This is a genomic window from Phyllobacterium sp. RCAM01083, from assembly GCF_055685835.1.
Map to the genome: position 1 here is coordinate 941200 of NZ_JBVFZN010000005.1, position 26691 is coordinate 967890.

General features: G+C 58.9%; 24 protein-coding genes. 20 read left to right on the top strand and 4 right to left on the bottom strand.

Annotated features, from left to right (window positions below; translation table 11 throughout):
* Position 1: 1 nt before the first annotated feature.
* From ACZ25R_RS11250 to ACZ25R_RS11260, 3 genes are all read left to right on the top strand, one after another.
* A complete protein-coding gene (locus tag ACZ25R_RS11250) occupies positions 2 to 676 on the top strand; it encodes a protein-L-isoaspartate O-methyltransferase family protein (RefSeq protein ID WP_472462480.1) in 675 nt (224 codons plus the stop codon).
* Between the two features lie 148 nt (positions 677 to 824).
* Positions 825 to 2216, top strand: coding sequence for a TolC family outer membrane protein (locus ACZ25R_RS11255; RefSeq protein WP_464660699.1), 1392 nt, complete (start codon positions 825 to 827; stop codon positions 2214 to 2216).
* A gap of 216 nt (positions 2217 to 2432) precedes the next feature.
* Entirely contained in the window at positions 2433 to 3260 is an 828-nt protein-coding gene (locus ACZ25R_RS11260) for a PopZ family protein (RefSeq protein WP_472461035.1), read from the top strand.
* A 14-nt stretch (positions 3261 to 3274) separates the two neighbouring features.
* Here the strand turns inward: ACZ25R_RS11260 and ACZ25R_RS11265 are convergent, their stop codons facing one another.
* Positions 3275 to 3616, bottom strand: coding sequence for a hypothetical protein (locus tag ACZ25R_RS11265; RefSeq protein ID WP_223613150.1), 342 nt, complete (start codon positions 3614 to 3616; stop codon positions 3275 to 3277).
* A 168-nt stretch (positions 3617 to 3784) separates the two neighbouring features.
* Between ACZ25R_RS11265 and ACZ25R_RS11270 the strand changes: the two genes are divergently transcribed.
* The 4 genes from ACZ25R_RS11270 (at position 3785) to ACZ25R_RS11285 (ending at position 9642) form a co-directional block, all read left to right on the top strand.
* Complete coding sequence (locus tag ACZ25R_RS11270; protein WP_464660695.1) at positions 3785 to 6571, top strand: valine--tRNA ligase; 2787 nt, start codon at positions 3785 to 3787, stop codon at positions 6569 to 6571.
* Between the two features lie 397 nt (positions 6572 to 6968).
* The gene (locus ACZ25R_RS11275) at positions 6969 to 8237 is read left to right on the top strand and encodes an OmpP1/FadL family transporter (protein ID WP_464660693.1); all 1269 of its coding nucleotides are present in this window, start codon (positions 6969 to 6971) and stop codon (positions 8235 to 8237) included.
* A gap of 234 nt (positions 8238 to 8471) precedes the next feature.
* Positions 8472 to 8861 (top strand): hypothetical protein, encoded by a 390-nt coding sequence (locus tag ACZ25R_RS11280; RefSeq protein ID WP_472461036.1) that lies wholly within the window; start codon positions 8472 to 8474, stop codon positions 8859 to 8861.
* Entirely contained in the window at positions 8848 to 9642 is a 795-nt protein-coding gene (locus ACZ25R_RS11285; RefSeq protein ID WP_105732580.1) for a tetratricopeptide repeat protein, read from the top strand. The genes ACZ25R_RS11280 and ACZ25R_RS11285 overlap by 14 nt, the downstream gene beginning before the upstream one ends.
* A 48-nt stretch (positions 9643 to 9690) precedes the next feature.
* On the opposite strand, the gene xth is transcribed toward ACZ25R_RS11285, so the two are convergent.
* Both xth and erpA read right to left on the bottom strand, forming a co-directional pair.
* Complete coding sequence (gene xth, locus ACZ25R_RS11290; RefSeq protein WP_403175380.1) at positions 9691 to 10470, bottom strand: exodeoxyribonuclease III; 780 nt, start codon at positions 10468 to 10470, stop codon at positions 9691 to 9693.
* A 50-nt stretch (positions 10471 to 10520) separates the two neighbouring features.
* Positions 10521 to 10856: an iron-sulfur cluster insertion protein ErpA gene (gene erpA / locus ACZ25R_RS11295; RefSeq protein ID WP_162800193.1), complete on the bottom strand. Its 336-nt coding sequence runs from the start codon at positions 10854 to 10856 to the stop codon at positions 10521 to 10523.
* A 159-nt stretch (positions 10857 to 11015) separates the two neighbouring features.
* Between erpA and ACZ25R_RS11300 the strand changes: the two genes are divergently transcribed.
* The 13 genes from ACZ25R_RS11300 (at position 11016) to ACZ25R_RS11360 (ending at position 25670) form a co-directional block, all read left to right on the top strand.
* Positions 11016 to 12224, top strand: a complete 1209-nt coding sequence (locus tag ACZ25R_RS11300; RefSeq protein WP_472461037.1) for a deoxyguanosinetriphosphate triphosphohydrolase — start codon at positions 11016 to 11018, stop codon at positions 12222 to 12224.
* 63 nt (positions 12225 to 12287) lie between these two features.
* Positions 12288 to 14045: an arginine--tRNA ligase gene (gene argS, locus ACZ25R_RS11305; protein ID WP_288194484.1), complete on the top strand. Its 1758-nt coding sequence runs from the start codon at positions 12288 to 12290 to the stop codon at positions 14043 to 14045.
* Positions 14046 to 14231: 186 nt separating this feature from the next.
* On the top strand, positions 14232 to 16751 hold the full coding sequence (locus ACZ25R_RS11310; RefSeq protein ID WP_472461038.1) for an SPOR domain-containing protein: 2520 nt from the start codon (positions 14232 to 14234) through the stop codon (positions 16749 to 16751).
* Between the two features lie 75 nt (positions 16752 to 16826).
* On the top strand, positions 16827 to 17846 hold the full coding sequence (gene nagZ / locus ACZ25R_RS11315) for a beta-N-acetylhexosaminidase (RefSeq protein ID WP_472461039.1): 1020 nt from the start codon (positions 16827 to 16829) through the stop codon (positions 17844 to 17846).
* 58 nt (positions 17847 to 17904) lie between these two features.
* Positions 17905 to 18735, top strand: coding sequence for a segregation and condensation protein A (locus ACZ25R_RS11320; protein WP_472462481.1), 831 nt, complete (start codon positions 17905 to 17907; stop codon positions 18733 to 18735).
* A complete protein-coding gene (scpB, locus tag ACZ25R_RS11325; RefSeq protein WP_464660679.1) occupies positions 18728 to 19459 on the top strand; it encodes an SMC-Scp complex subunit ScpB in 732 nt (243 codons plus the stop codon). Before ACZ25R_RS11320 ends, scpB begins: the two co-directional genes overlap by 8 nt.
* 190 nt (positions 19460 to 19649) lie before the next feature.
* Positions 19650 to 19871: a twin-arginine translocase TatA/TatE family subunit gene (locus ACZ25R_RS11330; protein ID WP_223613161.1), complete on the top strand. Its 222-nt coding sequence runs from the start codon at positions 19650 to 19652 to the stop codon at positions 19869 to 19871.
* Between the two features lie 64 nt (positions 19872 to 19935).
* Complete coding sequence (gene tatB / locus ACZ25R_RS11335; RefSeq protein WP_472461040.1) at positions 19936 to 20586, top strand: Sec-independent protein translocase protein TatB; 651 nt, start codon at positions 19936 to 19938, stop codon at positions 20584 to 20586.
* The gene (gene tatC / locus ACZ25R_RS11340) at positions 20583 to 21413 is read left to right on the top strand and encodes a twin-arginine translocase subunit TatC (protein WP_403175326.1); all 831 of its coding nucleotides are present in this window, start codon (positions 20583 to 20585) and stop codon (positions 21411 to 21413) included. Before tatB ends, tatC begins: the two co-directional genes overlap by 4 nt.
* Before the next feature lie 69 nt (positions 21414 to 21482).
* Positions 21483 to 22766 (top strand): serine--tRNA ligase, encoded by a 1284-nt coding sequence (serS, locus tag ACZ25R_RS11345; protein WP_472461041.1) that lies wholly within the window; start codon positions 21483 to 21485, stop codon positions 22764 to 22766.
* A 9-nt stretch (positions 22767 to 22775) separates the two neighbouring features.
* Positions 22776 to 23534 carry a 5'/3'-nucleotidase SurE gene (gene surE, locus ACZ25R_RS11350; protein ID WP_223613164.1) on the top strand — a complete coding sequence of 253 codons (759 nt, stop codon included), beginning with the start codon at positions 22776 to 22778 and terminating at the stop codon, positions 23532 to 23534.
* Positions 23531 to 24184, top strand: a complete 654-nt coding sequence (locus ACZ25R_RS11355; protein WP_472461042.1) for a protein-L-isoaspartate(D-aspartate) O-methyltransferase — start codon at positions 23531 to 23533, stop codon at positions 24182 to 24184. The genes surE and ACZ25R_RS11355 overlap by 4 nt, the downstream gene beginning before the upstream one ends.
* Before the next feature lie 145 nt (positions 24185 to 24329).
* A complete protein-coding gene (locus tag ACZ25R_RS11360) occupies positions 24330 to 25670 on the top strand; it encodes a peptidoglycan DD-metalloendopeptidase family protein (protein ID WP_472461043.1) in 1341 nt (446 codons plus the stop codon).
* A gap of 56 nt (positions 25671 to 25726) precedes the next feature.
* Here the strand turns inward: ACZ25R_RS11360 and ACZ25R_RS11365 are convergent, their stop codons facing one another.
* Positions 25727 to 26590 (bottom strand): ATP-binding protein, encoded by an 864-nt coding sequence (locus tag ACZ25R_RS11365; protein WP_223613167.1) that lies wholly within the window; start codon positions 26588 to 26590, stop codon positions 25727 to 25729.
* Between the last annotated feature and the right edge of the window lie 101 nt (positions 26591 to 26691).

Consider the following 26691-nt stretch of genomic DNA (forward strand, 5'->3'; position numbering starts at 1 on the left):
CATGACGCTGAACTTTGAAGATCTTCGCATCAAGATGGTCGACAATCAGTTGCGTACGACTGATGTGACCGACAAAACGTTGCTTCAGGCCTTCCTCGATGTTCCCCGCGAAAAATTCGTGCCAAGCGTCCGTCAGCCACTCGCCTATATCGACGAGGATGTTCTGGTGTTGGGTGCAACCGCGGAATCGGGTGCGCGTTACCTGATGCAGCCTTCGCCTTTCGCCAAGCTTGTGCAATTGGCCAATGTCCAGCCCGAGGATGTGGTTCTCGATGTCGGTTGCGCAACCGGGTACTCGGCCGGGGTGCTTTCGCGCATCGCCGGATCGGTGATCGCGATTGAAAACGACCAGACTCTTGCCGAGCAGGCGACTGCCACATTGGGGCAGCTTGGTTATGATAATGTGGTGGTGGTTAGCACGCCGCTGCAAAAAGGGTATGCTGCGGAAGCGCCCTATGATGTGATTCTGTTTGAGGGTGGCATTGATCATGTTCCTGGTCCATTGTTTGACCAGCTGAAGGATGGGGGACGCCTCGTTGCCGTTGAAGGCGCGGGCAATTCCGGTCAGGCCATGATTTATGTCAAGAATGACGGGGTAGTATCGGGCCGTCCTGCTTTCAACTCTGCCGTGAAGCCGCTTCCCGGTTTTGAGAGGGTGCCTGAGTTCGAGTTTTGAGTGTCGCACATGAGACAAAAGTGCAACGGTTGACCACTTTGTTCGCATATCGAAAAATGTGCCGGTGGGTCATCTTGCAAATTGAAAGCGAATGAACGACATGTGGTCGAACCAATCGGTTCGGTCTGGGGTTTCCAAGTTTTAGAGAATGAAGGGGTTTATGGTGTTCATACCGGGTAAGCGAGTACTCACCGCAGCACTGCTGTCGGCGACGGTCTTGACCTCTGCGCCTTCAATGGCAGAAACGATCTTTGGCGCGATGTCCAAGGCGTATGACAACAATTCGACCCTCAATGCTGATCGCGCCGGTGTGCGGGTGACGGATGAGGGCGTTGCGATCGCCAAATCCGGCTATCGCCCGACTGTTTCGGCGACAGCCGGTTTGACGGCTTCTTCACGCCGGATTGATGGGGGCAGCACCAGCAACTCGAATGTCGGTACATTCGGCATCTCCCTCAATCAGACGCTGTTTGACGGTTTCCAGACCAAGAACAACGTTGCGTCGGCCAAGACCCAGGTTCTGGCCGCCCGTGAAAATCTGCGCAACAACACACAGAATCTGCTGTTCAGTGCTGCACAGGCCTACATGGATGTGTACATGTTCCGGCAGATCGTGGTTCTGCGTCAGAAGAACCTGGAGTTTCTTGACGAACAGCTGCGCGCCGCCCGTGCGCGTTTCGATGTCGGTGAAGGCACCCGCACGGACGTTGCCCAGGCCGAAGCACAGAAGGCGTCGGCAGTGGCCACGTTAAACGTCGCCCGTTCAGACGTCAAAACCGCTGAAGCCACCTATATCCAGATTGTCGGTGCAGCGCCGACAGGGCTGAAGCCTGCGAGCATTGCCTCAAAGCACCTGCCGAAATCGATGGACTCGGCCTTTGCCATTGCAGCAAAGGATCATCCGGGAATTCTCGCAACGCAGTACGCTCTTGACGCCGCGGGCTATTCGGTGAAGTCGAATGAAGGCGCCTTGCTGCCGCAGATCGGCCTGAGCGGCGGTGTGACCCGCACGGATGTGTTTTCGGGCAATGACTCGTCGCAGAACGACGGAACTGCAGCATCGGCCGGCATTACGCTGACCATTCCAATCTACAGCGGCGGCCGTACACCGGCACTCGTCCGTCAGGCCAAGGAAACCGCCGCGCAGCGCCGGATCGAAGTGGATGTGACCCGCGACAGCGTGCGTCAGGCGATTGCCAAGGCATGGTCGCAGCTGGAAGCCGCCAAGGCATCCATTGTTGCGCAGAAGGCCGTGATCTCGGCTGCCCAGCTCGCCTTGAACGGCGTTATCGAGGAACGCAAGGTTGGTCAGCGCACCACGCTCGATGTCTTGAACCAGCAGGCTCAGGTTTTGTCCGGGCAGATTGCCTTGGCTCAGGCTGAACATGACAGTGTTGTCACAAGCTATGCCGTTCTGCTTGCAGTCGGCCGCCTGCTGCCGGAACAGATCGGCCTGCAGGTCGCCCAGTACAAGCCGGAAGAGCATTACGACGCCGTCAAGGACAAGTGGTTCGGATTGCGTACACCGGACGGCCGCTAGGCCCCGAACCTGTTGTTGGAACTATTCCCGTGCCGCCGGTGTCAGCACGCCGGCGGCATTTTCACGGGCGGATGGCCGGTTGCGTGCCGTTCCAGAAAAGTCTGTGGGTTAGGCCGTATTCTCCGCCGCAGGGATTCTCAAAGACAATGTAAGCCTCTACACTGAATGCAGATTCGTTGCTCGGCAGCGAAACAAGATGTAGTAGGCGAGAGTATCATGGCACAATCCTCCAGCGTGGCGCGTGAACCTTCTATGGAAGAGATTCTCGCCTCGATCCGTCGTATCATTGAAGAGAGTGATACAACACGGACAGAGGCTGGTGTGCCGATGCCGGTCAATTCCGATGTTCCCGTTCCTGCCAGCGCAATCCAGACGCCGCTTCACCCCTATGATGCAAGCGAGGAGGAGGCGGAATTGCCGCCGCGCGAAGGCATTGCCGTTTCGCATCCGCTGCCGCACGCCTACGAAGCGCCATTGGGCAGGCCGTTCTCGCCGCTGCAGTCCAAGCTTGTCGAGCGCGAAGCGGTCGTAGTGCCGCCGGAGCCTCAGCCGGAAGTATTGAAGGCCCCGGTTGCCCCCGAGCCCGTCATTGACGAACCGGCGGATTATGCCGTGCCGGAGCCCGAGGCTTTTGCAGCGCCTGAACCTATGATTGAAATTCAAACGCCTGTTGTCCCCGTGCCGCCGCAGATACCGGTTGTCGAACGGGAGGCTCAGGCCGAAGCATTGGATCAGGCGCCGGAAGTCGAACCGGTTGCACCGGCACCTGAAGCATCCGAGGCTGCCATCGGCGACGAGGTTTCTCTCGATCTCGAGCGTGCGCTGGAGCCGATCCTGTCGGAAGCGACGGAACGTCAGGTCAGCGCCGCTTTCAATGACCTTTCCTTTGCCGTTCAGCATGAGCAGCGCCGGTCCTTCGATGACATCGCGCAGGAAATCATGCGGCCCTTGCTGCAGGACTGGCTCGACAACAATCTTCCCAATCTGGTCGAGCGGCTGGTGCGCGAGGAAATCGAGCGCGTGGCGCGTGGCGCCAAGCGCTGATCTCATTCCAGCGGCTATCTGCCCTGAATCACCTTGAACGCACCCGGCGTAAGGTTGCCATTGCTCACGGAATTGACGTCAGCACGGGTGAGCTTGCCGCTGACAATGCCTTGAACCAGTCGTTTGCACAGGATCGTTGGCATGCTCGAAACGCTCAGTCCTGATATGACGGCTATGTTCTGGCGACTTTTCATCGGCATGTTGCCGAACATATTGGAGCAGTGTCCTATTTCGGCTTTTTGCCTCTCGGGTTTTGCCAGGAGGCCTTGTACTTCCTTATACCGGCCTTCAGATACCCCGCAGCCAGCCAGAATTGTCACAGCAGTGCATGCTGCGATGAGCTTGTAAAATTTCATGCTTTCCCCCTGAACAGTCGGCGATGTGCGACAGTTCATTCGGTAGCGTCCCGATCTTCTAAGTCAAGATTGCATCGTCGACATTCGGCAAGTCATCATTGACTTATGTCCAGCCATTCGGTTTACACCGTAGCTAACCTTTTTCCGCAAAAATGACGGACTATTCGCATGCTTGAGAAGACCTATGATGCCGCGGCCATAGAGCCGAAGATCGCAGAACGCTGGGATGACGCTGGCGCATTCAAGGCCGGAGCCGGTTCGAAGCCCGGCGCGGATCCCTTCGCCATCGTCATTCCGCCGCCGAACGTGACCGGCTCGCTGCACATGGGCCATGCGCTGAACAACACGATTCAGGACATCCTCGTGCGCTTCGAGCGCATGCGCGGCAAGAACGTGCTGTGGCAGCCGGGCATGGACCACGCGGGCATTGCGACGCAGATGGTCGTCGAGCGCCAGTTGATGGAGCGCCAGCAGCCGGGCCGCCGCGCCATGGGCCGCGAGAAGTTCGTGGAGCGGGTGTGGGAATGGAAATCCGAGTCCGGCGGCATCATTGCCGGCCAGTTGAAGCGTCTGGGCGCGTCCTGCGACTGGTCGCGCGAACGCTTCACTATGGACGAGGGGCTGTCGAAGGCGGTTCTGGAAGTTTTCGTGACGCTCTACAAGCAGGGGCTGATCTACAAGGACAAGCGGCTGGTCAATTGGGACCCGAAGCTGCTGACGGCGATTTCGGACATTGAAGTCGAGCAGCGCGAAATCAAGGGCCATCTCTGGCATTTCCGCTATCCGCTCGAGAATGTGGCTTTCGATCCGGAAAACCCGCATACCTATATCGTTGTTGCGACCACCCGGCCGGAAACCATGCTGGGCGATACGGGCGTTGCCGTTAATCCGGCCGATGAGCGCTATCATGCTGTCCTCGACAACAATGTCCTGCTGCCGCTGGTTGGCCGTCTCATCCCCATCGTTGCCGATGACTACGCTGATCCGGAAGCCGGGTCCGGCGCGGTCAAGATCACACCCGCGCATGACTTCAACGATGCGGAAGTCGGCAAGCGCAACGATCTTCGGCAGATCAATATTCTCAATACCGATGCTTCGATTTTCTTGAAGGATAACAACGACTTCCTCGAAGGACTGGAGAAATCGAGTCATCTCGATCAGCTGATTCATGCGCTCGATGGCAAGGATCGCTTTGCTGCGCGCAAGCTGATTGTCACGATGATGGAAGAGGGCGGCTATCTCGAAAAGATCGAAGATCACACGCATATGGTCCCGCATGGCGACCGCGGTGACGTGCCGATCGAGCCTTATCTCACCGACCAGTGGTATGTGAACGCGGCGGAACTCGCCAAACCAGCCATTGCCAGCGTGCGCGAAGGCCGCACCAATTTTGTACCGAAGAACTGGGAAAAGACCTATTTCGAGTGGATGGAAAACATCCAGCCCTGGACGATTTCCCGCCAGCTCTGGTGGGGGCATCAGATTCCGGCGTGGTATGGCCCGGATGGCCAGGTCTTTGTTGAAAAAACTGAGGAAGAAGCGCTCAGCGCCGCGATTCAGCATTATCTGGCGCATGAGGGGCCGATGAAGGCTCACGTGCAGAACCTGCTCGAAGACCTGAAGCCCGGCGATATTCTCACGCGCGACGAAGACGTGCTCGACACCTGGTTCTCGTCGGCGCTGTGGCCGTTCTCGACGCTGGGCTGGCCGGACAAGACACCGGAGCTTGCCACCTATTATCAGACCGATGTGCTGGTCACCGGTTTTGACATCATCTTCTTCTGGGTCGCCCGCATGATGATGATGGGCCTGCATTTCATGAACGAGGAGCCGTTCCACACCGTCTATGTCCACGCGCTGGTGCGCGACAAGAACGGCGCCAAGATGTCGAAGTCGAAAGGCAACGTCATCGATCCGCTGGATCTGATCGACGAATATGGCGCCGATGCCCTGCGGTTCACGCTTGCCATCATGGCGGCACAGGGCCGCGACGTGAAGCTCGATCCGAGCCGCATCGCCGGATATCGCAATTTCGGGACAAAACTCTGGAATTCGACGCGTTTCGCCGAGATGAACGGCGTTGCGCGCAATCCGGCTTTCCGGCCGCAGGACGCAAAGCTCACGGTCAACCGCTGGATATTGACGGAGCTGACCAATGCGGTGCGCGACGTCACCGACGGCATCACGAGCTATCGCTTCAATGAAGCCGCCGGTGCGGCATACCGGTTCGTCTGGAACCAGTTCTGCGACTGGTACATTGAATTGCTGAAGCCGGTGTTCAATGGCGAGGATGCGGAAGCCAAGGCGGAAGCACAGGCCTGCGCCGCCTATGTCCTCGATGAAATCTACAAGCTGCTGCATCCGTTCATGCCGTTCATGACGGAAGAGCTCTGGGCGCACACGGCCGGCGAGGGACAGATGCGCGATACCCTGCTCTGCCATGCCGGCTGGCCGGAGCCGGATTTCCTCGACGGGGAAGCTGCGGCGGATATCAACTGGCTGATCGATCTGGTGACGGGCATCCGTTCGGTCCGGGCGGAAATGAATGTTCCTGCCTCTGCCACGGCACCGCTGGTGGTCGTCGGGGCGCGTGACGTGACCAAGGAACGATTGGTGCGCCATGAAGCTTCGATCAAATGGCGCGCGCGTGTTGAAACGATCGAGCTCGCCGATGAAGCCCCCAAGGGCTCGGCGCAGTTTGTTATCGGCGAGGCGACGGCATGCCTGCCGCTTGGCAGCCTGATCGACGTGAAGGCGGAAGTTGCCCGCCTTGGCAAGGAAGCCGGGAAGATCAACGAGGAAATCGACAAGATCGGCAAGAAGCTTGGCAATGAAAAATTTGTTGCCAATGCAAAGCCGGAAATTGTCGAGGCGGAGCGTGAGCGGCTGGTCGAGCTACAGGCATCCATCGAAAAGATTACAACGGCTATACGCCGCGTCAGCGAAGCCGGCTGATCAAACTAATCATTTTGGGCTAATTGATTCTCAATTTGATTGAATTATTCTGTGCTCCCCTTGAATGACGGGGGAGCACACCCCATTTTCGACAGTCATTCGCCCCAATTCGGTCATTTTTGACGGCCGTTGCATTTGAGCAACATTGCCGTTTTTTCGCTGAAAATCAGCTGTTTCCGGCCTCAGGCAAGGGTCTGCCGCTGAAAAAATCAGGGAAACCCTGACGAAAAATCACGAAATTTCGATGTTTTGAAAATTCGGGCTTCGACCCTGTTCACACACCTTCTCGCAAACAAGTTGCACGATTCGCCCGCTTTGTTACCTATTACGTATTGGTAACAATTTTGCTGGACTTTGATCGCGGGTTCAGAGGTTTTCAGGTCTCGGGGAGGACTTAATGACTAAGACTATTTCCACAATCATCGGCAGCGCGCTTCTTTTGACAAGTGTTGCTACTGCTGCACAGGCGGGGGGCCTTGAACGCGGTGGTTACAACTGGGACCTTCTTTTCAGCGAAGAGCGTTTTGTGACCGAAGGTGGCGTGATCTACGTTATGCCTGATCGCAAGATCAAGAATGCCAAGGACACCAATCCTCTCGATGGAAATGAGAACTTCAAGAAGTCCTCAACGAGCGAGACACCTGACTATTCCGTCTACAAATTTGGCGCGAAGGTCGGCATCACGCCTGATCTGGACTGCCTGGGTTCCTACAGCCAGCCTTGGGGTGTTCATACCAAGCCCGGTTCCAATTGGGCTGGCGACAACTCGAACATTGAAACCAAGATTTCATCGGATGACTGGGGCCTGACCTGCTCCTACAAGTTCCATGTTACGGACAAGGGCTCGCTGCGTTTCATCGGTGGCGTTTCCTATCAGGAACTCGAAGGCTTCAAGACACGCATGGTCAACGGCTTTGTTCCGTTGCTGACACACGGTGCGCTCGATGGCACCGGCAGGCTGAACCTGAGCGCGGACGGCGTCGGCTGGCGCGTTGGTGCCGCTTATGAAATCCCTGAAATCGCGTTCCGTGCCAGCCTTATGTACAATGCGGCTGTTGACCTCGGCGAAATCGGCGGCACGCTCGATCTGACCCAGCTGCCTAAAACGCCTGCGAACCCGCTTTCCGGCCGGATCACGGACGTTTATGGCACTGCCGAAATGCCACAGTCCGTCGAATTCAAGCTTCAGACCGGTATTGCACCGAACTGGCTGGCCTATGGCTCGGTCAAGTGGGTCGACTGGAGCGTTCTCGACGTTATCGCCTTCTGCCCGACAGCAACCAAGGGCAAGGTTGCCTGCGGACCATCGTCTCCGGCCCGCGCAACGTCGCTTGACCTGATGTTTCAGGACGGCTGGACGGTTACAGGCGGTGTTGGTCACAAGTTCAACGATCAGTGGAGCGGTCAGCTGCAGGTCAGCTGGGACAAGGGCACGACAACCGGCCTGACCACGCAGACTGACACCTACCTCCTGTCTGGCGGTCTCGCATACTCGCCGAACAAGAATGTTGAACTTCGTCTGGGCGGTGCCATCGGCATCCTCAAGTCCGGATCCTACGGCCCGACCAAGTGCACGGGCAACGTCGCCTGCGGCGCCGATGCCACCTATGACTTCGGCAACGATCTCGTCACCGCCGTATCGCTTTCCGGCAAGATGAAATTCTGATCCGACCAGGACCGAACAGAAAAGCCCGGTATTCGTACCAGGCTTTTTCAGTATTTGGACGTTGGTTTATTGTGCACTGCAATGCCGGCAATCCGAAAGTAAGAGTTTCTCCATTACGTTTTGTGACGATTCAGCAACACTTCTGAGCGATGATTTGCAAGGTGGAGGCAAGGGGCAATTTTGCCCATTTTGCGCCACAAACCCGGAGCACCTCGATAGGGCGGCGACCGATAAGTGGTTGAAGAAATGTCGTGCAATGGTGCCGATGTTCCGCCCGGGGCAATGATGGACGCAAAACCGATCTTACTGGCTTACACCAACAGCCTTTATGCGATGTCGGAACTGACGCGCTGCCCCGATGATTCCATTTTTGCAGGCACATCCCATTCCCTGATATCTGGCCGTACTATTGCCGGAAAGCGGTCAAACGATCGCTGGAATGATGCGTCACATTCATCGTCAAGAACATCCGCAGCGCAAATGTTACGCGCTCAAAAAGGGGTGGCAGGCGGCGTATTCGCCGGTGTCGCCGTCAATCGTGTCCTGACAGGGGGTGCCGGGCGCAGCAAGGCTGCGACGCATCCGGTCCGGGCAAAGGAAGTGTATTGCCATGCTCATTGTTGATCGCTTCGCCGCTCCGTTTTTCGGGATCGGGCTTGCTTTGAGTGTCATGACGCTGCCGTGCCATGCGTTCGACACCAGCAATGAGATGAATGAGGATTCCAGCCCCTTCGCTCTCTTCAAGTTCGGATTTTCCGCCTATAAGAAGGGCGACAAGGATGAAGCCGTCAAGGCATTGAGATTTGCCGCGGAAAAGGGCCATCAGGGCGCCAACTGGAAGCTCGGCCGCATGTATGCGGATGGCGACGGCGTCAAGGAAGACGACTACGAAGCCTACAAGATGTTCGAGCAGGTCGTGCATGAAGGTGCCGAACAGGGCACGCAGAACGAGAGTTATGTTGCCGATGCGCTCGTGGCCCTTGCCGGTTATGTGAAGCGCGGCATCCCGAACTCACCGATCAAGTCCAATCCGAGCGCCGCGCGCGATCTCTATCTGCAGGCCGCCTCGAATTTCGGCGACTCTGACGCACAGTTCGAACTCGGCAAGATGTTGATGAAGGGCGAGGGCGGCCAGCCGAATCCCAATCAGGCGGCCCGATGGTTCCGCCTTTCGGCCCAGAAGGGCCATGCCGGTGCGCAGGCCATGCTGGGCAATCTTCTGTTCCAGGCCGGAAAGACCGTGCGCGGGCTGGCCATGATGACAGCCGCATTCGAGCGGGCATCCAAACAGGATCGCGTCTGGATCGGCGATATTCAGGAACAGGCGTTTTCCATTGCCAACGAGGCCGACCGCCGGACGGCCATCGTGCTTGCCGAAGACATCATCAAAACCGGCGATTTCTGATCGGGAAGAGCCAGCCTGAGCTGACCCGATAGGGCCTTCAGCCGCAAATCATGCCAAGGCGATTGCAACAGGCACGTGATCCGACGGCTTTTCCCAGGCGCGGACATGTTTTTCAATGCTGGCGGAGGTGAGACGGTTGGCGGCCTCCGGCGACAGCATCAGGTAGTCGATGCGAATGCCATTGTTCTTCTGCCAGGCTCCTGCCTGATAATCCCAGAATGTATATGTCCCAGCCTCATCCGTGACGGCACGGGTCGCATCGGTGAAGCCGAGGTTTTCGAGCCGGCGCAATGCCTGGCGCGATTCCGGCTGGAACAGCGCGTCATTCAGCCATGCTTCGGGGTGTTTGGCGTCTTTCGGCTGGGCAATGACGTTGTAGTCGCCCGCCAGGACAAGCGGTTCTTCCAGGGCAAGCCGGTCTTCCGCCCAGCGTTCCAGACGCTCCATCCAGCGCAGCTTGTAGGGGAATTTTTCCGTATCGATGGGATTGCCGTTGGGCAGATACAGCGAAACAACGCGAATGGCGCCGGTTTCCGTCGAAAATACCGCTTCGATGAAGCGCGATTGCTCATCGGTATCCTCGCCGGGCAGGCCGCGGATTACTTCGTCCGGGCTCTTCTTCGACAGGATGGCAACGCCATTGAAGCCCTTCTGGCCGTGGGTTTCGACGTGATAGCCGAGGGCTTCGATTTCACCTCGCGGAAACTGCTCGTCGACGGACTTGATTTCCTGCAGGCAGACGATGTCCGGATTGGATTCCCGCAGCCACGCTGTCAGAACTTCGATCCGCGCTTTCACACCATTGATGTTCCAGGTGACAATTTTCATGGGAAACACGACTTTGCTGAGTTTTGATTGCGCGAAATCTGAAACGCCGGTCAGACGGAAAAACTGGTTCCGCAGCCGCAGGACGAGGTGGCGTTGGGATTGCGGATCTGGAAAGACTGTCCCATCAGGTCGTCGACAAAGTCGATTTCAGAACCGCCGATATAGGGCAGGGATATCGAATCGATCAGCACCTTTGCGCCGAGTTTCTCGATGACGATGTCATCGGCGTCCTGCGCATCGACCAGATCATATTTGTAGGAAAAGCCCGAGCAGCCGCCGCCTTCGACGGAAATGCGCAGGGCGGTCTTCTCGGGATCGGACTTCAGAATTGCCGAAATGCGCTTGGCAGCAGCATCGGATACGGAAACATTCATTGCATCGCTCATTTCTTCACGCTCCAAATGCGAACCAGTTCGCAGCGCTCCGGCTTAAGTTGACATTGCCATGTCACACCTTGCCATTCATCATACACCATAGCTAAGAATTGGCGACCGCGAAGTCAACGACCGGCGCGGCCGCAAAGTGGGAAGGCATTCAATTCAATCATGTCGATGCAGGGAATTGGCTTCGGATACAGGGAAAGGGCGCCCTATGCCTGCGATCCGCAACGCAGTCGCGGCCGCCTCGTGCCGGAAAACGAGAGTCCGACGCGCACGGTTTTCCAGCGTGATCGCGACCGTATCATCCATTCCACCGCCTTTCGGCGCCTGAAGCACAAGACACAGGTGTTCATCGCCCATGAGGGGGACCACTACCGCACCCGGCTGACCCACACGATCGAAGTGGCGCAGATTGCCCGGGCATTGGCACGGTCGATGCGGCTCGATGAAGATCTGGCCGAGGCGATTGCCCTGGTGCATGACTTCGGTCACACGCCGTTTGGCCATACGGGCGAAGATGCGCTCAACGAAAAAATGAAGGCGTTTGGCGGGTTCGACCACAATGCCCAGTCATTGCGGATCGTGACCAGCCTTGAAAGGCGCTATGCGGAGTTCGACGGGCTGAACCTGACCTGGGAGACGCTTGAAGGGCTGGTGAAGCACAACGGTCCGCTGACGGGAGCGGATGGCCAGGGACTGAAGCACCCCGTGCCGGCCGCCATTGTCGAGTATAACAGCCAATATGACCTCGAACTCAGCCGTTATGCCTCGCTGGAGGCGCAGTGCGCGGCAATTGCCGATGATATCGCCTACAACGCGCATGATATAGACGATGGCCTGCGTTCCGGGCTGCTGTCGCTGGAGGCATTGGAGGAGGTTCCGCTGACGGGCGACATCCTGCGCGCAGTGCGGCAGAAATATCCAGTTCTCGACGACGTCCGTACATCACACGAAATCGTGCGGCGGCAGATCACCATCATGGTCGAAGACGTTATCCGCACGGCCCAAACCAATATCGACGCGCTGCAACCGCAATGCGTGGACGATATTCACAATGCCGGACGCATGCTGATCGGGTTTTCCGCTGCCATGCGTGACAAGGAAAAACTGCTGAAATCATTCCTTTACAAGAATCTCTATTTCCACGAGAGCGTCATCCGCATCAGAAAGTCCGCCGACCAGATCGTGCGCGATTTGTTCGATGCCTATATGGCCGACGAGCAGACCATGCCGGAAGGCTGGCGCGAGGGGCCGAAACACGACGGTTTGGCGGCGCGCGCACGGCTTGTGGCGGATTTCCTAGCGGGCATGACCGACACTTATGCTGTGCGCGAGCATCGCCGCTTGTTTGACCATACGCCCGAATTGGCTTAAGCGAAGGGCCAATCGCGGTCACACGACCGCACCAACGTGAAAAACCCGATCGAGTATAACGTCATGAACATCTTCGCCGATTTCGATGCGCGGATTAAAAAAGCCCTGCAAGCGCTTGAATTGAAAACCATTGATGGCGCCGATGTGGATCTGTCCCGCGTTGGCGTTGAGCCGCCGCGCGATCCGAGCCACGGTGATATCGCAACGAATGCAGCGATGGTTCTGTCGAAAGCCGTTGGCCAAAACCCGCGCGAACTGGCGATCCGGATCGGCGACGCGCTGAAAAATGACCCGGATGTCGGCTCTGTTGACGTTGCCGGACCGGGTTTTATCAACCTGCGCTTGAAGGATACGTACTGGCACGGGCAACTGGCCGGCATGCTGGGCGCCGGTCTCGACTATGGCCGGTCGAAGCTGGGCTATGGCCACAGGGTCAATGTTGAGTTCGTTTCGGCCAATCCGACCGGGCCGATGCATGTCGGGCATTGCCGGGGCGCCGTTGTCGGCGATGCTCTGGCCAATCTCCTGTCCTTTGCCGGTTACGATGTGACCAAGGAATATTACATCAACGATGCGGGCGCGCAGATCGATGTGCTCGCCAATTCGGTGATGCTGCGTTACCGCGAAGCGCTGGGTGAGCATATCGGCGAGATTCCGGCTGGCCTTTATCCCGGCGACTATCTCGTTCCGGTCGGGCAGGCGCTTGCCGCCGATTACGGCACGAAACTTCTGGCAATGCCGGAAGAAGAAGCGACCGCGATCATCAAGGACCGGACCATCGATGCCATGATGGTGATGATCCGCGACGATCTTGCCTCGCTCAACGTGCATCACGACGTGTTTTTCTCCGAGCGGACGCTGCATGCGGACAACGCCAAGCAGATCAGGTCGGCGATCAATGACCTGACGCTGAAGGGACACGTGTACAAGGGCAAGCTGCCGCCGCCCAAGGGCCAGCTGCCGGAGGACTGGGAAGATCGCGAGCAGACCCTGTTCCGTTCGACCGATGTGGGTGACGATATCGACCGGCCTCTGGTGAAGTCCGACGGGCAGTTCACCTATTTTGCCGCTGACGTTGCCTATTTCAAGGACAAGTATGACCGGCACTTCGATGAGATGATCTATGTGCTCGGGGCCGATCATGGCGGGTATGTCAAGCGGCTTGAATCGTTGGCACGCGCTGTTTCCGGCGGTACGGCCAAGCTGACGGTTCTCATCTGCCAGCTCGTCAAGCTCTATCGCAATGGCGAGCCGGTGCGCATGTCGAAACGCTCGGGCGAGTTCGTCACCCTGCGCGATGTGGTGGAAGAAGTCGGTCGCGATCCCGTCCGGTTCATGATGCTGTACCGGAAGAATGACGCGCCGCTGGATTTTGACTTCGCCAAGGTCACCGAACATTCCAAGGACAATCCGGTCTTCTACGTCCAGTATGCCTCCGCGCGGTGCCATTCCGTGTTCCGGCAGGCGATCGAACAGCTTGGGCTGGGTGAAGAATCACTGGCGGCCAGTGCCCAGCACTTCGGTTTGCTGACGGACGAAAGCGAAATTGCGCTCATCCGCAAGCTCGCCGAATACCCGCGTTTGATTGAAACGGCGGCCGTCCATCAGGAGCCGCACCGCCTTGCTTTCTACCTCTACGACCTGGCAAGTTCGCTGCACGCGCAGTGGAATAAGGGGACCGAAAACGCGGACTTACGTTTTATTAAGGTTAACGATCCAAACTTGTCCCAAGCCAGGCTAGGGCTGGTGCAGGTTGTTTCTAAGGTTTTGGCGTCCGGATTGTCTATCATTGGTGCGGACGCCCCAACCGAAATGCGCTGAAAGGCGCGGAAATCCTGTCAACTTTTGCCCACATTGCGCTGGTATGGCCAATGCGTGACGTCTTTTGACGTCCATAGTTGAGAGTACAGGATTAACGCCATGGCGGACAACTATCTTCAGCGTTCTCACCGGCAGGATGATTCGCGATTCGGTAATGACGACCCTCTGATGGAGCTTTCCCGTATCATGGGAACGCCTGTCGAAGAGGAGCACACGGCAACCGGATCGGGCGAGGATCTTGCTATGGATCTGGAGCGCGAGCTCATGGGCGATTTTGAGGAGCATCCTCAGCGTGCCGCCCCGGCGGCAGCCCCGGAGCCCGTGCACAGTCATGCTGAGCCGGATCGGTTTGCTCACTTCGATATTCAGGATGCGGTGGAACGGGAATTGATGTCGAATGCGGATTATGCGCATGCCGCAGCCGAGCCCGTCGCGATCTATGAGGAACCCGACTACGCCGATTACGAGCCGGACGCCGTTTATGCCGACGGTGAAACGGGCGAGGGGCGCGATGGGCACGAGCCTGTCAGCTTTGTACCCGAACCGGCGCAGCCGGAACGCGCTGTCGTTGCGGCGCCGTCCTTAAGCCTTGAAGATGAACTTGAGACGCTTCTTGCCGGTGCGGCGAAGCCTGTGGTTCAGCGCTCGGCAAACGCTTCCTGGGGTTATGGTTCGCAAGCGCCGGTCATCGGCCGTACGGAAGCTGCTCCCATTATCAGCCGCGCAACCTCCTATGCGCCGTCCGTCACCCAGCCGGTGGCCGAGGCGAAGCCGGCCTATGCGCCGGAACCTGCCGCCTATCAGGCCGCGCCTGTCCCGGCATCGGCTGCCTACGCGCCGGTTCCTGTGCACGAAGAGGCCGCAGCGGCCCAGGGCGATCCGCTGGAGGATTTCGACACGGAAGAACTGATGGCCGCCTTCGATGATTTCGAAGTGCCGCTGGATGTGGAAGACGAAGCTGTTCCGGCGCACACGCTGGACGCAGAGCTGCCCCGTTACCAGAGCCCAGTGCATTCCTATGCGGCCGTTCGCGAGCCGGAGCTTGCTCCCGTTGCGCCCTTGGCTGCCGCTGAAACCCACCATCTGCCGGAGCCGCAGGATTTGAGCGGCTATGCGGATGAGCTGGATCGCGCGGCCTCGTCAATCTCCTCTGCGCCCGATGTTCACACCGTGGCGGTCACCGAGAACCGGGTCGAGTACACGGAGTCGCTCGATCTGCCTGAAGTGCACTACGAAGGCGATGTTCCCCAGCACAATGGCCTGGGCGAACTTGAAACCGAGTTTGCCGAAGTCTTCGGCTCGATCGAGGCGGATGATACCCGTGCGGCCTATACGGCGCCGCAGGAGGAGCCACAGCAGCCGGCGCCGGCCGCGAAGGATGAATATGCCGATATTTTTGCCGATGTCTTCGGCAATGAGGCGGAGCAGGGACATTATACCCCGGCAAACTATGCGGCTGCCGGAGCCGGTGTCGCCGCAGCGGCGGCTGTCGGAGTAGCTGCTGCCAGCGCGCATCAGTCCCGTCCGGTTGCCAGCAGCTACAGCAACGGTCCTGAAGACGACATGGATTTTGGCTACGATCCAAAGCGCGACGATGTCGGTATGGCTGCAACGACCTATGCCCAGCCGATGAGCCGCAAACGCAGCTTCGTTGTGCCGGGTGCCGTAGCGGCAGCCGTTCTTCTCGCGGTGTCCGGTGCCGTTGCCTATAAATGGACCAGCGGATCGGGCGGCGCGCCTGTGGTGATCATGGCCGACAAGAGCCCGATCAAGGTTCAGCCGGAAAGCACGGCGAACACGACAGCGCCCGTCCAGGACAAGATCGTTTATGAAAAGGGTGCGACGGCGGATACATCGCCGCCAAAGCAGCAGCAGCTTGTCACGACCCAGGAAAAACCGGTCGATCTGACCGCCGATACGGATGAGGATATTGCCGGAACCAAGGCAGAGGAGCGGGTCGATCCCGCCGCTGCGAACATGGCTTCGAGCGAGGAGCAGGCTCAGCCGAATGGCGCCATCGCACCGCGCAAGGTTCAGACTATGGTCGTGAAGCCCGATGGTACCATGGTAGCCGCCATTCCGCAGGCTGCCGATCCCGTCGCTTCGGGTCCTGCCGCCGCGCCCATGGCGCGTCCGGCACCGGCGGCCCCGGCGCCGGTCAGCGCGATGCCCGACGGCAACGATCAGATCGGCTCGCTTGCGGCGGCCAGCAATCCTGCAACGCCAAAACCGGCGGTTGAGCCCCTGGTTGCCAAGCCACAGGCTCCGGCAACCGGCAAGCTGCCGGCCAAGGCGGTCGAGACGAAGAAGATCACGGCAGAGACGGTTGCCTCCGTTGCGCCGAAGAATGTCCCGATTGTCGACTCCCGTCCGGCCGACCAGCCCTTGAACGTTGTTGATCGCGTCGCGCCGCAAAAGCCGGCCGGTCAGCCGCAGCAGCAGGTTGCTTCTGCCGTGGCACCGGGCACCTATCTGATCCAGGTTGCTTCGCAGCCGACGGCGGAAGGTGCGCAGAAGACCTATGCCTCGCTCGCCCAGCGCTATCCCGGCGTGATTGCCGGTCGCGGTGTCGATATCAAGCAGGCCGAGATTGCCGGCAAGGGCACATTCTACCGTGTTCGTATCCCGGCCGGTACAAAGGACGCTGCCGTCAATCTGTGCACCAAGTTCAAATCGGCAGGCGGCAGCTGCTTCGTGACGCAGTAAGCCCGCCACATAACCAGACAAAGGCGGCCAATGGCCGCCTTTTCCTTTTTTGCATCACCGCAGTAGACTTTACCCATGAGCGAATCAAAAGCATGGATTGCCGGCACGTCCGGCCTGAAACTGACCCCCGACGAAATCGCGTTCTTCCGCGATGAACGCCCGTGGGGTTTTATCTTGTTTGCCCGCAATGTCAGCGAAGCGGCACAAGTCGAGGATCTGACCGCGCATCTGCGTGATCTGGTGCGGCGTGACGAAGCCCCGGTGCTGATCGATCAGGAAGGCGGGCGGGTGCAGCGTCTGCGGCCGCCGCTGGCGCCCAATTATCCCGCCGGATCGGCGCTGGGTGCCCTATTCAAGCAGGACGAGGAGGCGGGATTGCGCGCGGCCTGGCTGCTTTCGCGCCTTCACGCGTTCGATCTCATGAAACTCGGCGTCAATGTCGATTGTCTTCCGGTTCTCGATGTTCCGGTTGAGGGCGCCAACGAGGTCATCGGCAGCCGTGCCTACGGCAAGCATCCGGAAATCGTCACGGCGATGGGCAGGGCTGCGGCGGAAGGTCTTCTGGCGGGCGGCATGCTGCCTGTGATGAAGCACATTCCAGGCCATGGCCGCGCATTTGCCGACACCCATCACGAATTGCCGACCGTGACGACGCCGCTCGACGAATTGGCGGAACACGATTTTGCCCCGTTCCGGGCTCTGGCGCATCTGCCCATGGCGATGAGCGCCCATGTCATCTTCTCGGCCATCGACCCGAAGCATCCGGCAACGACATCCGGCAAGGTTGTGGAAGAGATCATTCGCGGACATATCGGCTTTGACGGGCTGCTGATGAGCGATGACGTGTCGATGAACGCACTTTCTGGGGATTATTTTGACCGGACCAAAGCAATCTTTGCGGCAGGCCTCGATATCGTGCTTCACTGTCACGGCATTATGGAACAGATGACGGCGGTTGCTTCCTGCACACCCGAACTGAGCGGCAAGGCGTTGGAGCGGGCACAGCGGGCGATCCAATATGCGAGAAAGCCGGATGCTTCGGATGAAGCGGAAATCCGGGAAGAATTCCAGCGTTTCTTCGAAGCGGTGGCATAGAAGCGAGAGAGAGTTGACGGCGACGGAACAGAAAACGAATGGCAAGACCGCGGCACCCATGGAGGCGCTGTGGGAAAGTGCATCCGATCGTGGTGTCAGCGAGCCATCGCTTCTGATCGACATCAAGGGTTTTGAAGGCCCGCTCGATCTGCTTCTGCATCTGGCGCGCAACCAGCGGGTCGATCTGGCCCGCATTTCCGTGCTTGCCCTTGTCGAGCAGTATCTGATCTTCATCCGCCAGGCCCAAGCGCTGCGGCTGGAGCTTGCCGCCGATTATCTGGTCATGGCGGCCTGGCTGACCTACCTCAAGTCCAAGCTGCTGATCCCGAAGACCCCCGGCGACGAGGGCGAGAGCGGCGAGGAGCTGGCGGCGACGCTGCAATTCCGCCTGAAGCGGCTGGAAGCCATGCGCGATGCGGCCACGAAGCTGGTCAACCGCAATCGCCTTGGCCGCGATATCTTTGCCCGCGGCATGCCCGAAGCCGTCATTGTCGATCAGACCAACATCTATTCGGCAACGCTGTACGAACTCCTGACCGCTTATGCCTCGCAACGGCAGAAGCAGGCGATTTCCCATGTGCAGATCGCGCGCCGCAGCGTCTGGTCACTGAAGGAAGCACGTACCATTCTCATGCGCCTTGTCGGCGAGATGAAAGACTGGACCGCGCTGGATCAATACCTCCTCGACTTCATCGCGTCGCCCAGCGAGCGCGCCACCGTGCTTGCCAGCTCCTTTGCCGCCAGCCTTGAAATGGTGCGGGAGGGGCATATGGAAATCCAGCAGACCGGCGCGTTCAAGCCGATTTTCCTGCGGGATCGTCCGCCGAGGCCGGCTGAAAAGACGGATCAGCCGCCGCTGACAACGATGAGGGACGTGGTCAATGGCTGAAACCGGTCCCCTGCATATCCAGCCTGACAACGATGAAAGCGACAACCGCGAGGCGGACTGGAAATCGACGATTTCCGTAGCCGATGCGTTGCGCATGGCCGAGGCCATCCTGTTTGCCTCCGCCGAGCCGGTAACGGTGCGGGCGCTGGAAGAGCGTCTTCCCTCCGGGATCGACGTTCCGGCGCTGCTTGGCGAGTTGCAGTCGGTATATTCCAAGCGCGGCATCAATCTCCTGCAGGTTGGCGGCGCATGGGCCTTCCGCACCGCAGCCGATCTTGCCTTCCTGATGAACCGCGAGGCGGTGCAGCAGAAGAAGCTTTCGCGCGCCGCACTCGAAGTGCTCGCCGTGATTGCGTATCACCAGCCGGTGACGCGGGCGGAGCTTGAAGATATTCGTGGCGTGGAGACGTCAAAGGGCACGCTGGATGTGCTGATGGAGACGGGCTGGATCAAGTTCCGCGGGCGCCGGCGCACGCCGGGGCGGCCGATCACCTATGGCACGACATCCTCGTTCCTCGATCATTTCGGCCTGCAGGAAGTGCGCGATCTGCCGGGGATCGACGAACTGCGCGGCGCCGGACTGTTGTCCGCGCGCATGCCCGCCAATTTCGCCATTCCCATCCCGGTCAATGATCCCGATGAATTGACCGAAGACGAAGATCCGTTGACCGATATCGATCTGGAAGAACTTGGACTTCTGACGCCGCGTGTAGAACACGATTGAATTTTTATTTGCCATATTTGTGCGCAATGGTGGCGCAGACGATGCCGGTTCGGAAAATTCGTGCTGAAGATTTCAATTCGCACTTGCGCCGAACTTACATGAATGTGAAACAACAATATGCACTTGTGTTTGAAAAGCACGGGGAAAAGGCATAGATGAGCTCAAACTGTTGAGCGAATGCGAGGGTAAAATGGGTAGTTTTTCAATCTGGCACTGGCTGATCGTATTGGCGATCGTGCTTCTGGTTTTTGGTCGCGGCAAGATTCCCGAACTGATGGGCGACGTTGCCAAGGGTATCAAGAACTTCAAGAGCGGCATGGCCGATGATGATGCGGCTGACAATTCCAAGACGATCGATAATCAGCCGAACCAGCCGGTAAATTCCGTCAAGGAAAAGACAACGAAGTCCTGAGCGGCTTGATTTAGTTTTTTCCTGCGCGGGGCTTTGCTGTCTCGCTGCGGCCGGAGCATGATGAATGTTTGATGTTGGTTGGTCGGAAATCCTGGTGATCGTGATCGTTGTGATCGTGGTGGTCGGGCCAAAAGATTTGCCGAAAATGCTGCGCGCCTTTGGCAAGGCGACGGCCAAATTTCGCGCGACTGCGGGTGAATTCCGGCGTCAATTCGATGAAGCCCTCAAAGAGGCCGAGCTCGATGACGTGCGCGATATCATCAACGATGCCAAAAGCCTCGATCCGCGCAACGATATCCGCAAGGTTTTCGATCCCGTCCGCACGATTGGCGAGGAAATCCGCTCAAGCCTGAAGGATGGCGGTACGGCCGGCAAAGACAACATTGCCGTACCCGATCCCTCCGCTCCCGGCGCGACGCAGCTGCAGCCGCAGACGCTGGAGCCCGTCGCTCCGCTGATGACGGCCGCAGCGCCAAAGAAAACCCGCCGGGCCAGCAAGCCCAAGGCTGCGGCTGAAACACCGGCTTCCGCCGCTGTATCCGGGAAGGTGGCACCAGCCAAGGCAACGGCCAAGGCCGCTGCGCCTGCCAAAGTTGCGGCCAAGCCATCTGCCGCCAAAACACCGGCAGAAACGCCTGCACAGACTGCACCAGCAAAAAGAACGGCCAAGCCGCGTGCCAAGGCCAAAGCTGGCGATACGGGGACAAAATCTTGAGCAAGACCGACGACGACATTGATAAGAGCTCGGCCCCGCTGATCGAACACCTCATCGAATTGCGCCGCCGGCTGATCTGGGCATTGGTGGCGTTTTTCGTGGCTTTCCTGGTTTGCTTCCATTTTGGCCGGCAGTTGTTCAACGTTCTGGTCATCCCGTATCAGTGGGCCGTGTCCTGGGCCGGCTTTGATCCGGCAAAGGCGCAATTGATCTATACGGCGCCGCAGGAGTTTTTCTTCACGCAGGTCAAGATCGCCATGTTCGGCGGCATTGTTCTGGCCTTTCCCGTCATTGCCTCGCAGATTTACAAGTTTGTCGCGCCGGGTCTGTACAAGAATGAACGGATGGCATTTCTGCCTTTCCTGATCGCGTCGCCGGTGCTGTTCCTGATGGGCGGCGCACTGGTGTTCTTCTTTTTCACCCCGATGGTGATGTGGTTCTTCCTTGCCATGCAGCAGACAGGCGGCGCTGGCGAAGTGCAGATTTCGCTTCTGCCCAAGGTTTCGGAATATCTGAGCCTGATCATGACGCTGATTTTCGCGTTTGGCCTGGTGTTCCAGTTGCCGGTGGTGACATCGCTGCTCGCGCGGGTTGGGCTTGTCAGCTATGAAGGCCTGCGCTCGAAGCGCAAATACGCCATCGTCATTGCCTTTATCGTCGCGGCGGTAATCACACCGCCGGACCCCCTCAGCCAAATCGGTCTTGCACTCCCGACGATCCTTCTCTACGAGGTTTCCATCTGGATGGCGCGTCTGATCGAGAAAAAGCGTGAGGCAGCTGAAGCCGAAGCACAATCAGGGTCCAGCGATAGCGATATCTCGTCCTGACGCAGCTCCAGCTTTCGCCGGACAATCACGTCCTCAATCCAACGAACACTTCAAGACGGCTTTATTACCATGCTCGACATCAAATGGATCCGCGAGAATCCTCAGGCGCTTGACGCAGCTTTGGCGAAACGGAGCGTCGAGCCGCAGTCGTCCCGCCTGATCGAGCTGGACGAGAAGCGCCGTCAGCATATTGCCAAACTGCAGGACGCGCAGGAACGCCGCAACGCCGCCTCCAAGGAGATCGGCAAGGCCATGGGCGCCAAGGACCAGGCCACGGCCGACCGTCTGAAGGCCGAAGTCGCCGAAATCAAGGTCTTCCTGCAGAGTGCTGAAGAAGAAGAGCGTCAGCTTGACCGTGCGTTGAACGATGCGCTGGCCGTGCTTCCCAATCTTCCCCTCGACAGTGTCCCGGTCGGCAAGGACGAGGGCGGCAATGTCGAAACGCGCCGCGTCGGTCATCTCAAGAACTTCTCCTTTGAACCCAAGGAGCATTTCGAGATCGGCGAAAACCTTGGCTACATGGATTTCGAGCGTGCAGCGAAGCTGTCCGGTAGCCGGTTTACCGTCCTGAAGAGCCAGCTGGCGCGGCTGGAGCGCGCGCTCGGCCAGTTCATGATCGATCTGCACACGACCGAGCATGGCTATACCGAGGTCAATCCGCCGCTTCTGGTCAATGCGGACGTGCTTTACGGCACCGGCCAGCTGCCGAAGTTCGAAGAGGATCTCTTCAAGACAACCGATGGCCGCTATCTCATTCCAACGGCCGAAGTGCCGCTGACCAACCTCGTGCGCGAAGAAATCCTCGACATTCGCGATCTGCCGATCCGGATGACGGCGCTGACAGCCTGCTTCCGCTCCGAGGCCGGTTCGGCCGGCCGCGACACGCGCGGCATGCTGCGCCAGCACCAGTTCATGAAGGTCGAGCTTGTGTCGGTGACCGATGTCGAGAGCTCCATTGCCGAGCACGAGCGCATGACCGCCTGCGCCGAGGAAGTGCTGAAGCGCCTCGACCTGTCGTTCCGTACGATGACGCTGTGCACGGGCGACATGGGCTTTGGCGCGCAGAAGACCTACGATCTGGAAGTCTGGCTTCCCGGCCAGAAGGCCTATCGCGAAATCTCCAGCTGCTCCGTCTGCGGCGATTTCCAGGCGCGCCGCATGAATGCGCGCTACCGGCCGGAAGGGGAGAAATCGACGCGTTTCGTCCACACGCTCAACGGTTCCGGTACCGCAGTCGGGCGTGCACTGATTGCTGTTGTCGAAAATTATCAGAACGAGGACGGCAGTGTCACAGTTCCTGAAGCACTTGTGCCTTACATGGGTGGACTGAAACGAATCGAAAAAGCTGCATAGGAGAGGGCGATGCGCATTCTGCTGACCAACGATGATGGTATTCATGCGGAAGGTCTGGCTGTTCTGGAACGTATCGCCCGCCAGCTTTCCGACGATGTCTGGGTGATCGCGCCCGAAACCGACCAAAGCGGTCTGGCCCATTCGCTGACGCTGTCGACGCCGCTGCGGCTGCGCGAGATCGATGACCGGCACTACGCCGTTCGCGGTACGCCGACGGACTGCGTGATCATGGGCGTCAAGCATCTGATGCCCGAGCCGCCCGACCTGATCCTGTCGGGTGTCAATTCCGGCTCGAATACCGCCGATGATGTCACCTATTCCGGCACCGTTGCCGCGGCCATCGAAGGCACGCTCCTTGGCATCAACTCCATTGCCCTGTCGCAGGAATACAATCTCGATGGCGGGACACGTGTTCTGCCATGGGACATCGTTGAACAGCGCGCACCGGCTCTCCTGAAAAAGCTTCTGGCTGTCACGCTGGCCAAGGGTGTGCTTCTCAATGTGAATTTCCCGAGCTGCAGCGGCGGGGAACTGGCCGGTGTCCGCGTCACGGCGCAGGGCAAGCTTTCCCATGGATTGACCATTGAGGAGCGGCAGGATGGACGCGGCCTGCCATATTACTGGCTGCGCTATGGCCGCGGCAAGGATGAGCCGGCGGAAAACAGCGATGTTGCCGCCATCCGCAAAAACTACATCTCCGTGACGCCGCTTCAACTCGATCTGACAGCGCACGAGATGCGCCAGACCCTGGAGGATGCGTTCGCATGAAGCCTGCGCTTTCAGAACGGGAGGGCTTTGCCGCCTTCGTCCTGCGGATGCGGTCTTTGGGAATGACGGACCAGCGGCTCATGACGGCTTTTGAGGCGACGTCCCGCATGGCCTTTGTTTCCGGCAATCTGGGAACGCTGGCCTATGGCGACCGGATGCTGCCGATCGAATGCGGTGAGTTCATGGAAGGGCTCGACCTGCAGGCGCGCCTGATCAAGGCCCTCGATCTTGAGCCGGCGCACCGGGTTCTGGAAATCGGCACGGGCACCGGCTTTACCGCTGCCATCATGGCCCGGCTGGCCGGCCGGGTCCTGTCCATCGAGCGCTATCGCACTCTGGTTGAACTTGCGCAGCAGCGCCACCAGACATTGAAGATCGAAAATATCTTCATCAAACATGCCGATGGCAAGCTTGGCCTGACCCATGACGGGCCGTTTGACCGCATTGTCGTCTGGGCGGCCTTTGAAAGCATGCCGCGCCAGTTCGTCGAGCTTCTGTCGTCCAATGGCGTCGTGATTGCGCCGATCGGTCCGGTTGACGGCAAGCAGGTGGTGTCGCGCCTGTCGAAGATCGGGAGCCGTTTCGAGCGCGAGGATATGATGCCCGCGCGCTTTTTGCCGCTGCTTGACGGTGTTGCCACAGCCCTTTGACACGGACGTTCTGCCGCAGGGCAGGCGCAACCCTTTACGGGTTTGGTGAATCTTTTACAAATTTTCTGCTCGTTTTAACGGTCGGGTAACATTAACGCGGTTTAATAGCCCCATATTCTTGTATTGAGTACGGGCGGGATAAGCGATGCGTTTGAGTGTACTAGACAAAGCGTCACGGCGGCTGGCACTGAATGCCAGCATTCTCATGATTGCCGGTTTGGCTGCAGGCTGCAGCTCCGGAGTATCGCGCTTTACCAGTGCTGACTTCAGCTCCGGCTATAGCGACAACCAGCGTGCAATCATTCAACCGCAGAATGCGGGTGCAAGCGGTTACACGCCTCCAGTCGATGCAAGCTATACGGCGTCGGTCAACCGCAATGCGGTGCCAGCGGCGGGCGGTGTCCAGCGCGGTGCCTTGCCGCCGGTTGGTGCGGTCAGCGCCTCGACACTGCCGCCGGTCTCCTCGCAGCCGGCACGTCAGCTCGCCAACACCGCGCCCGTCCGCCAGCAGGTGGCATCGGTCCAGCCCGCGGGCAATGTGCAGGCTCCGCCGCTTGCCGCGCCAGCCGGAACGCTGAAGACGCCGGATGGCCGCGAAGCGCGCATGCCGACCAAGCCGGCGACACCGGGACAGGCATCGGCCAACACGGCAGCCATTCTTCCGCAGGCCCCGCAGGTCAAAGACCGGAACGGCGCGGCAACGACGACGGCAAACAATACCACGCCACCCAGCCATTCCGGCTCCTACACGGTTCAGGGCGGCGACACGCTGCATGCCATTGCCCGCAAGACGGGCACCAATGTCGAGGCCATCAAGCAGGCCAACAACATGAAAGAGGGTACCGTTCGGGTCGGCCAGTCGCTGGTCATTCCGGCATCGAGTTCCTCGCTGGCGCAGAATGTCGCCAACAACATGAAGTCGAAGGGTTCCGTCGATCAGGTGAAGACCGCCGCGACGCCGCCAGTCGAACAGCCAAAGGTTGTTGCAAGCACGGCACCGACTGCAGCGATTGCTGCGCCGCAAGCCGACGGTCAGACAAAGCCTTACACGCCGCCGCAGGCGAGCGAAAAGGTGATCAACGATGCGGAGAAGGATGTTGCATCGGCACCGTCCGCCACCGGTGCGTCGCAGATGCGCTGGCCGGTTCGCGGCCGCGTTGTCGCCAATTACGGCAAGGGCAATGACGGTATCGACATTTCGGTTCCCGAGGGCACGCCGATCAAGGCCGCTGAAAACGGCGTGGTCATCTACTCCGGCGATGGCCTGAAGGAGTTCGGCAACACCGTTCTCGTGCGCCACGACAATGGTCTGGTCACGGTTTACGGCAATGCGAGCAAGCTGAACGTGCAGCGCGGCCAGAAGGTGAAGCGCGGCGAGGAACTGGGCCGGTCGGGCATGACAGGCAATGCGACATCGCCAAAGCTGCACTTCGAAGTGCGCAAGAACTCGACCCCGGTCGATCCGTCGAAATATCTCGAATCCTGATCAGCTCAGGTTTGAATCAGAAGGCCCGCGCAGCGATGCGCGGGCCTTTTCGTTTGTCAGAGCTTCTTGCCGAGCCGTCCGGCCAGGTCCTGCGTGAACTGCCACGCGACGCGGCCGGAGCGCGAACCGCGGGTGGTCGACCATTCCAGCGCTTCCGCATGCAGCTGTTCCTTCTGCATCGGCAGATCGAAATGCGCGGCATAGCCGTCGATCATCGAGAGATAATCGTCCTGGCTGCATTTGTGGAAACCCAGCCACAGGCCGAAACGATCCGACAGGGACACTTTTTCCTCAACGGCTTCGGATGGATTGATGGCCGTCGAGCGCTCATTCTCGATCATGTCGCGCGGCAAGAGATGCCGGCGGTTCGAGGTGGCGTAGAAGATGACGTTGTCGGGGCGGCCTTCGACGCCGCCTTCCAGCGCTGCCTTCAAGGACTTGTAGGACGTATCGTCATGGTCGAAGGAAAGATCGTCGCAGAACAGGATGAAACGATATTTCGTGTCCTTGATGGCCGCCATCAGGGAGGGGAGGCTGTCGATGTCCTCGCGATGGATCTCGACCAGCTTGAGCGTACCGGTATCGTCGGGCGCGGCAATGTTGACGGAGGCATGGACGGCCTTCACCAGGGATGACTTGCCCATGCCGCGCGCGCCCCACAGAAGCACGTTGTTGGCCTGCAATCCATCGGCAAAGCGCTTGGTGTTGTCGAAGAGAATATCGCGGACGCGATCAACCCCGCGAATGAGCGAAATATCGACCCGGTTGACCTTTCTGACGGGGTCGAAGGCAAGCTTGTCCGGGTTCCAGACAAAGCAATCCGCCGCGTCGAGATCAACGGGTTGCGGTTTTGGCGGTGCCATGCGCTCCAGCACTGCAATCAGACGGTCAAGTTTATCTGTCAGCAATTCCTCGGACATTCTTATCAAGCCTTTGTTTTTTCTGCGTTCAAGCCACTATCATGTTGATGGGAAATCGAAAAGCGCGGTACGGGATTTTGCACGGTTGCTTTTCCCATTCC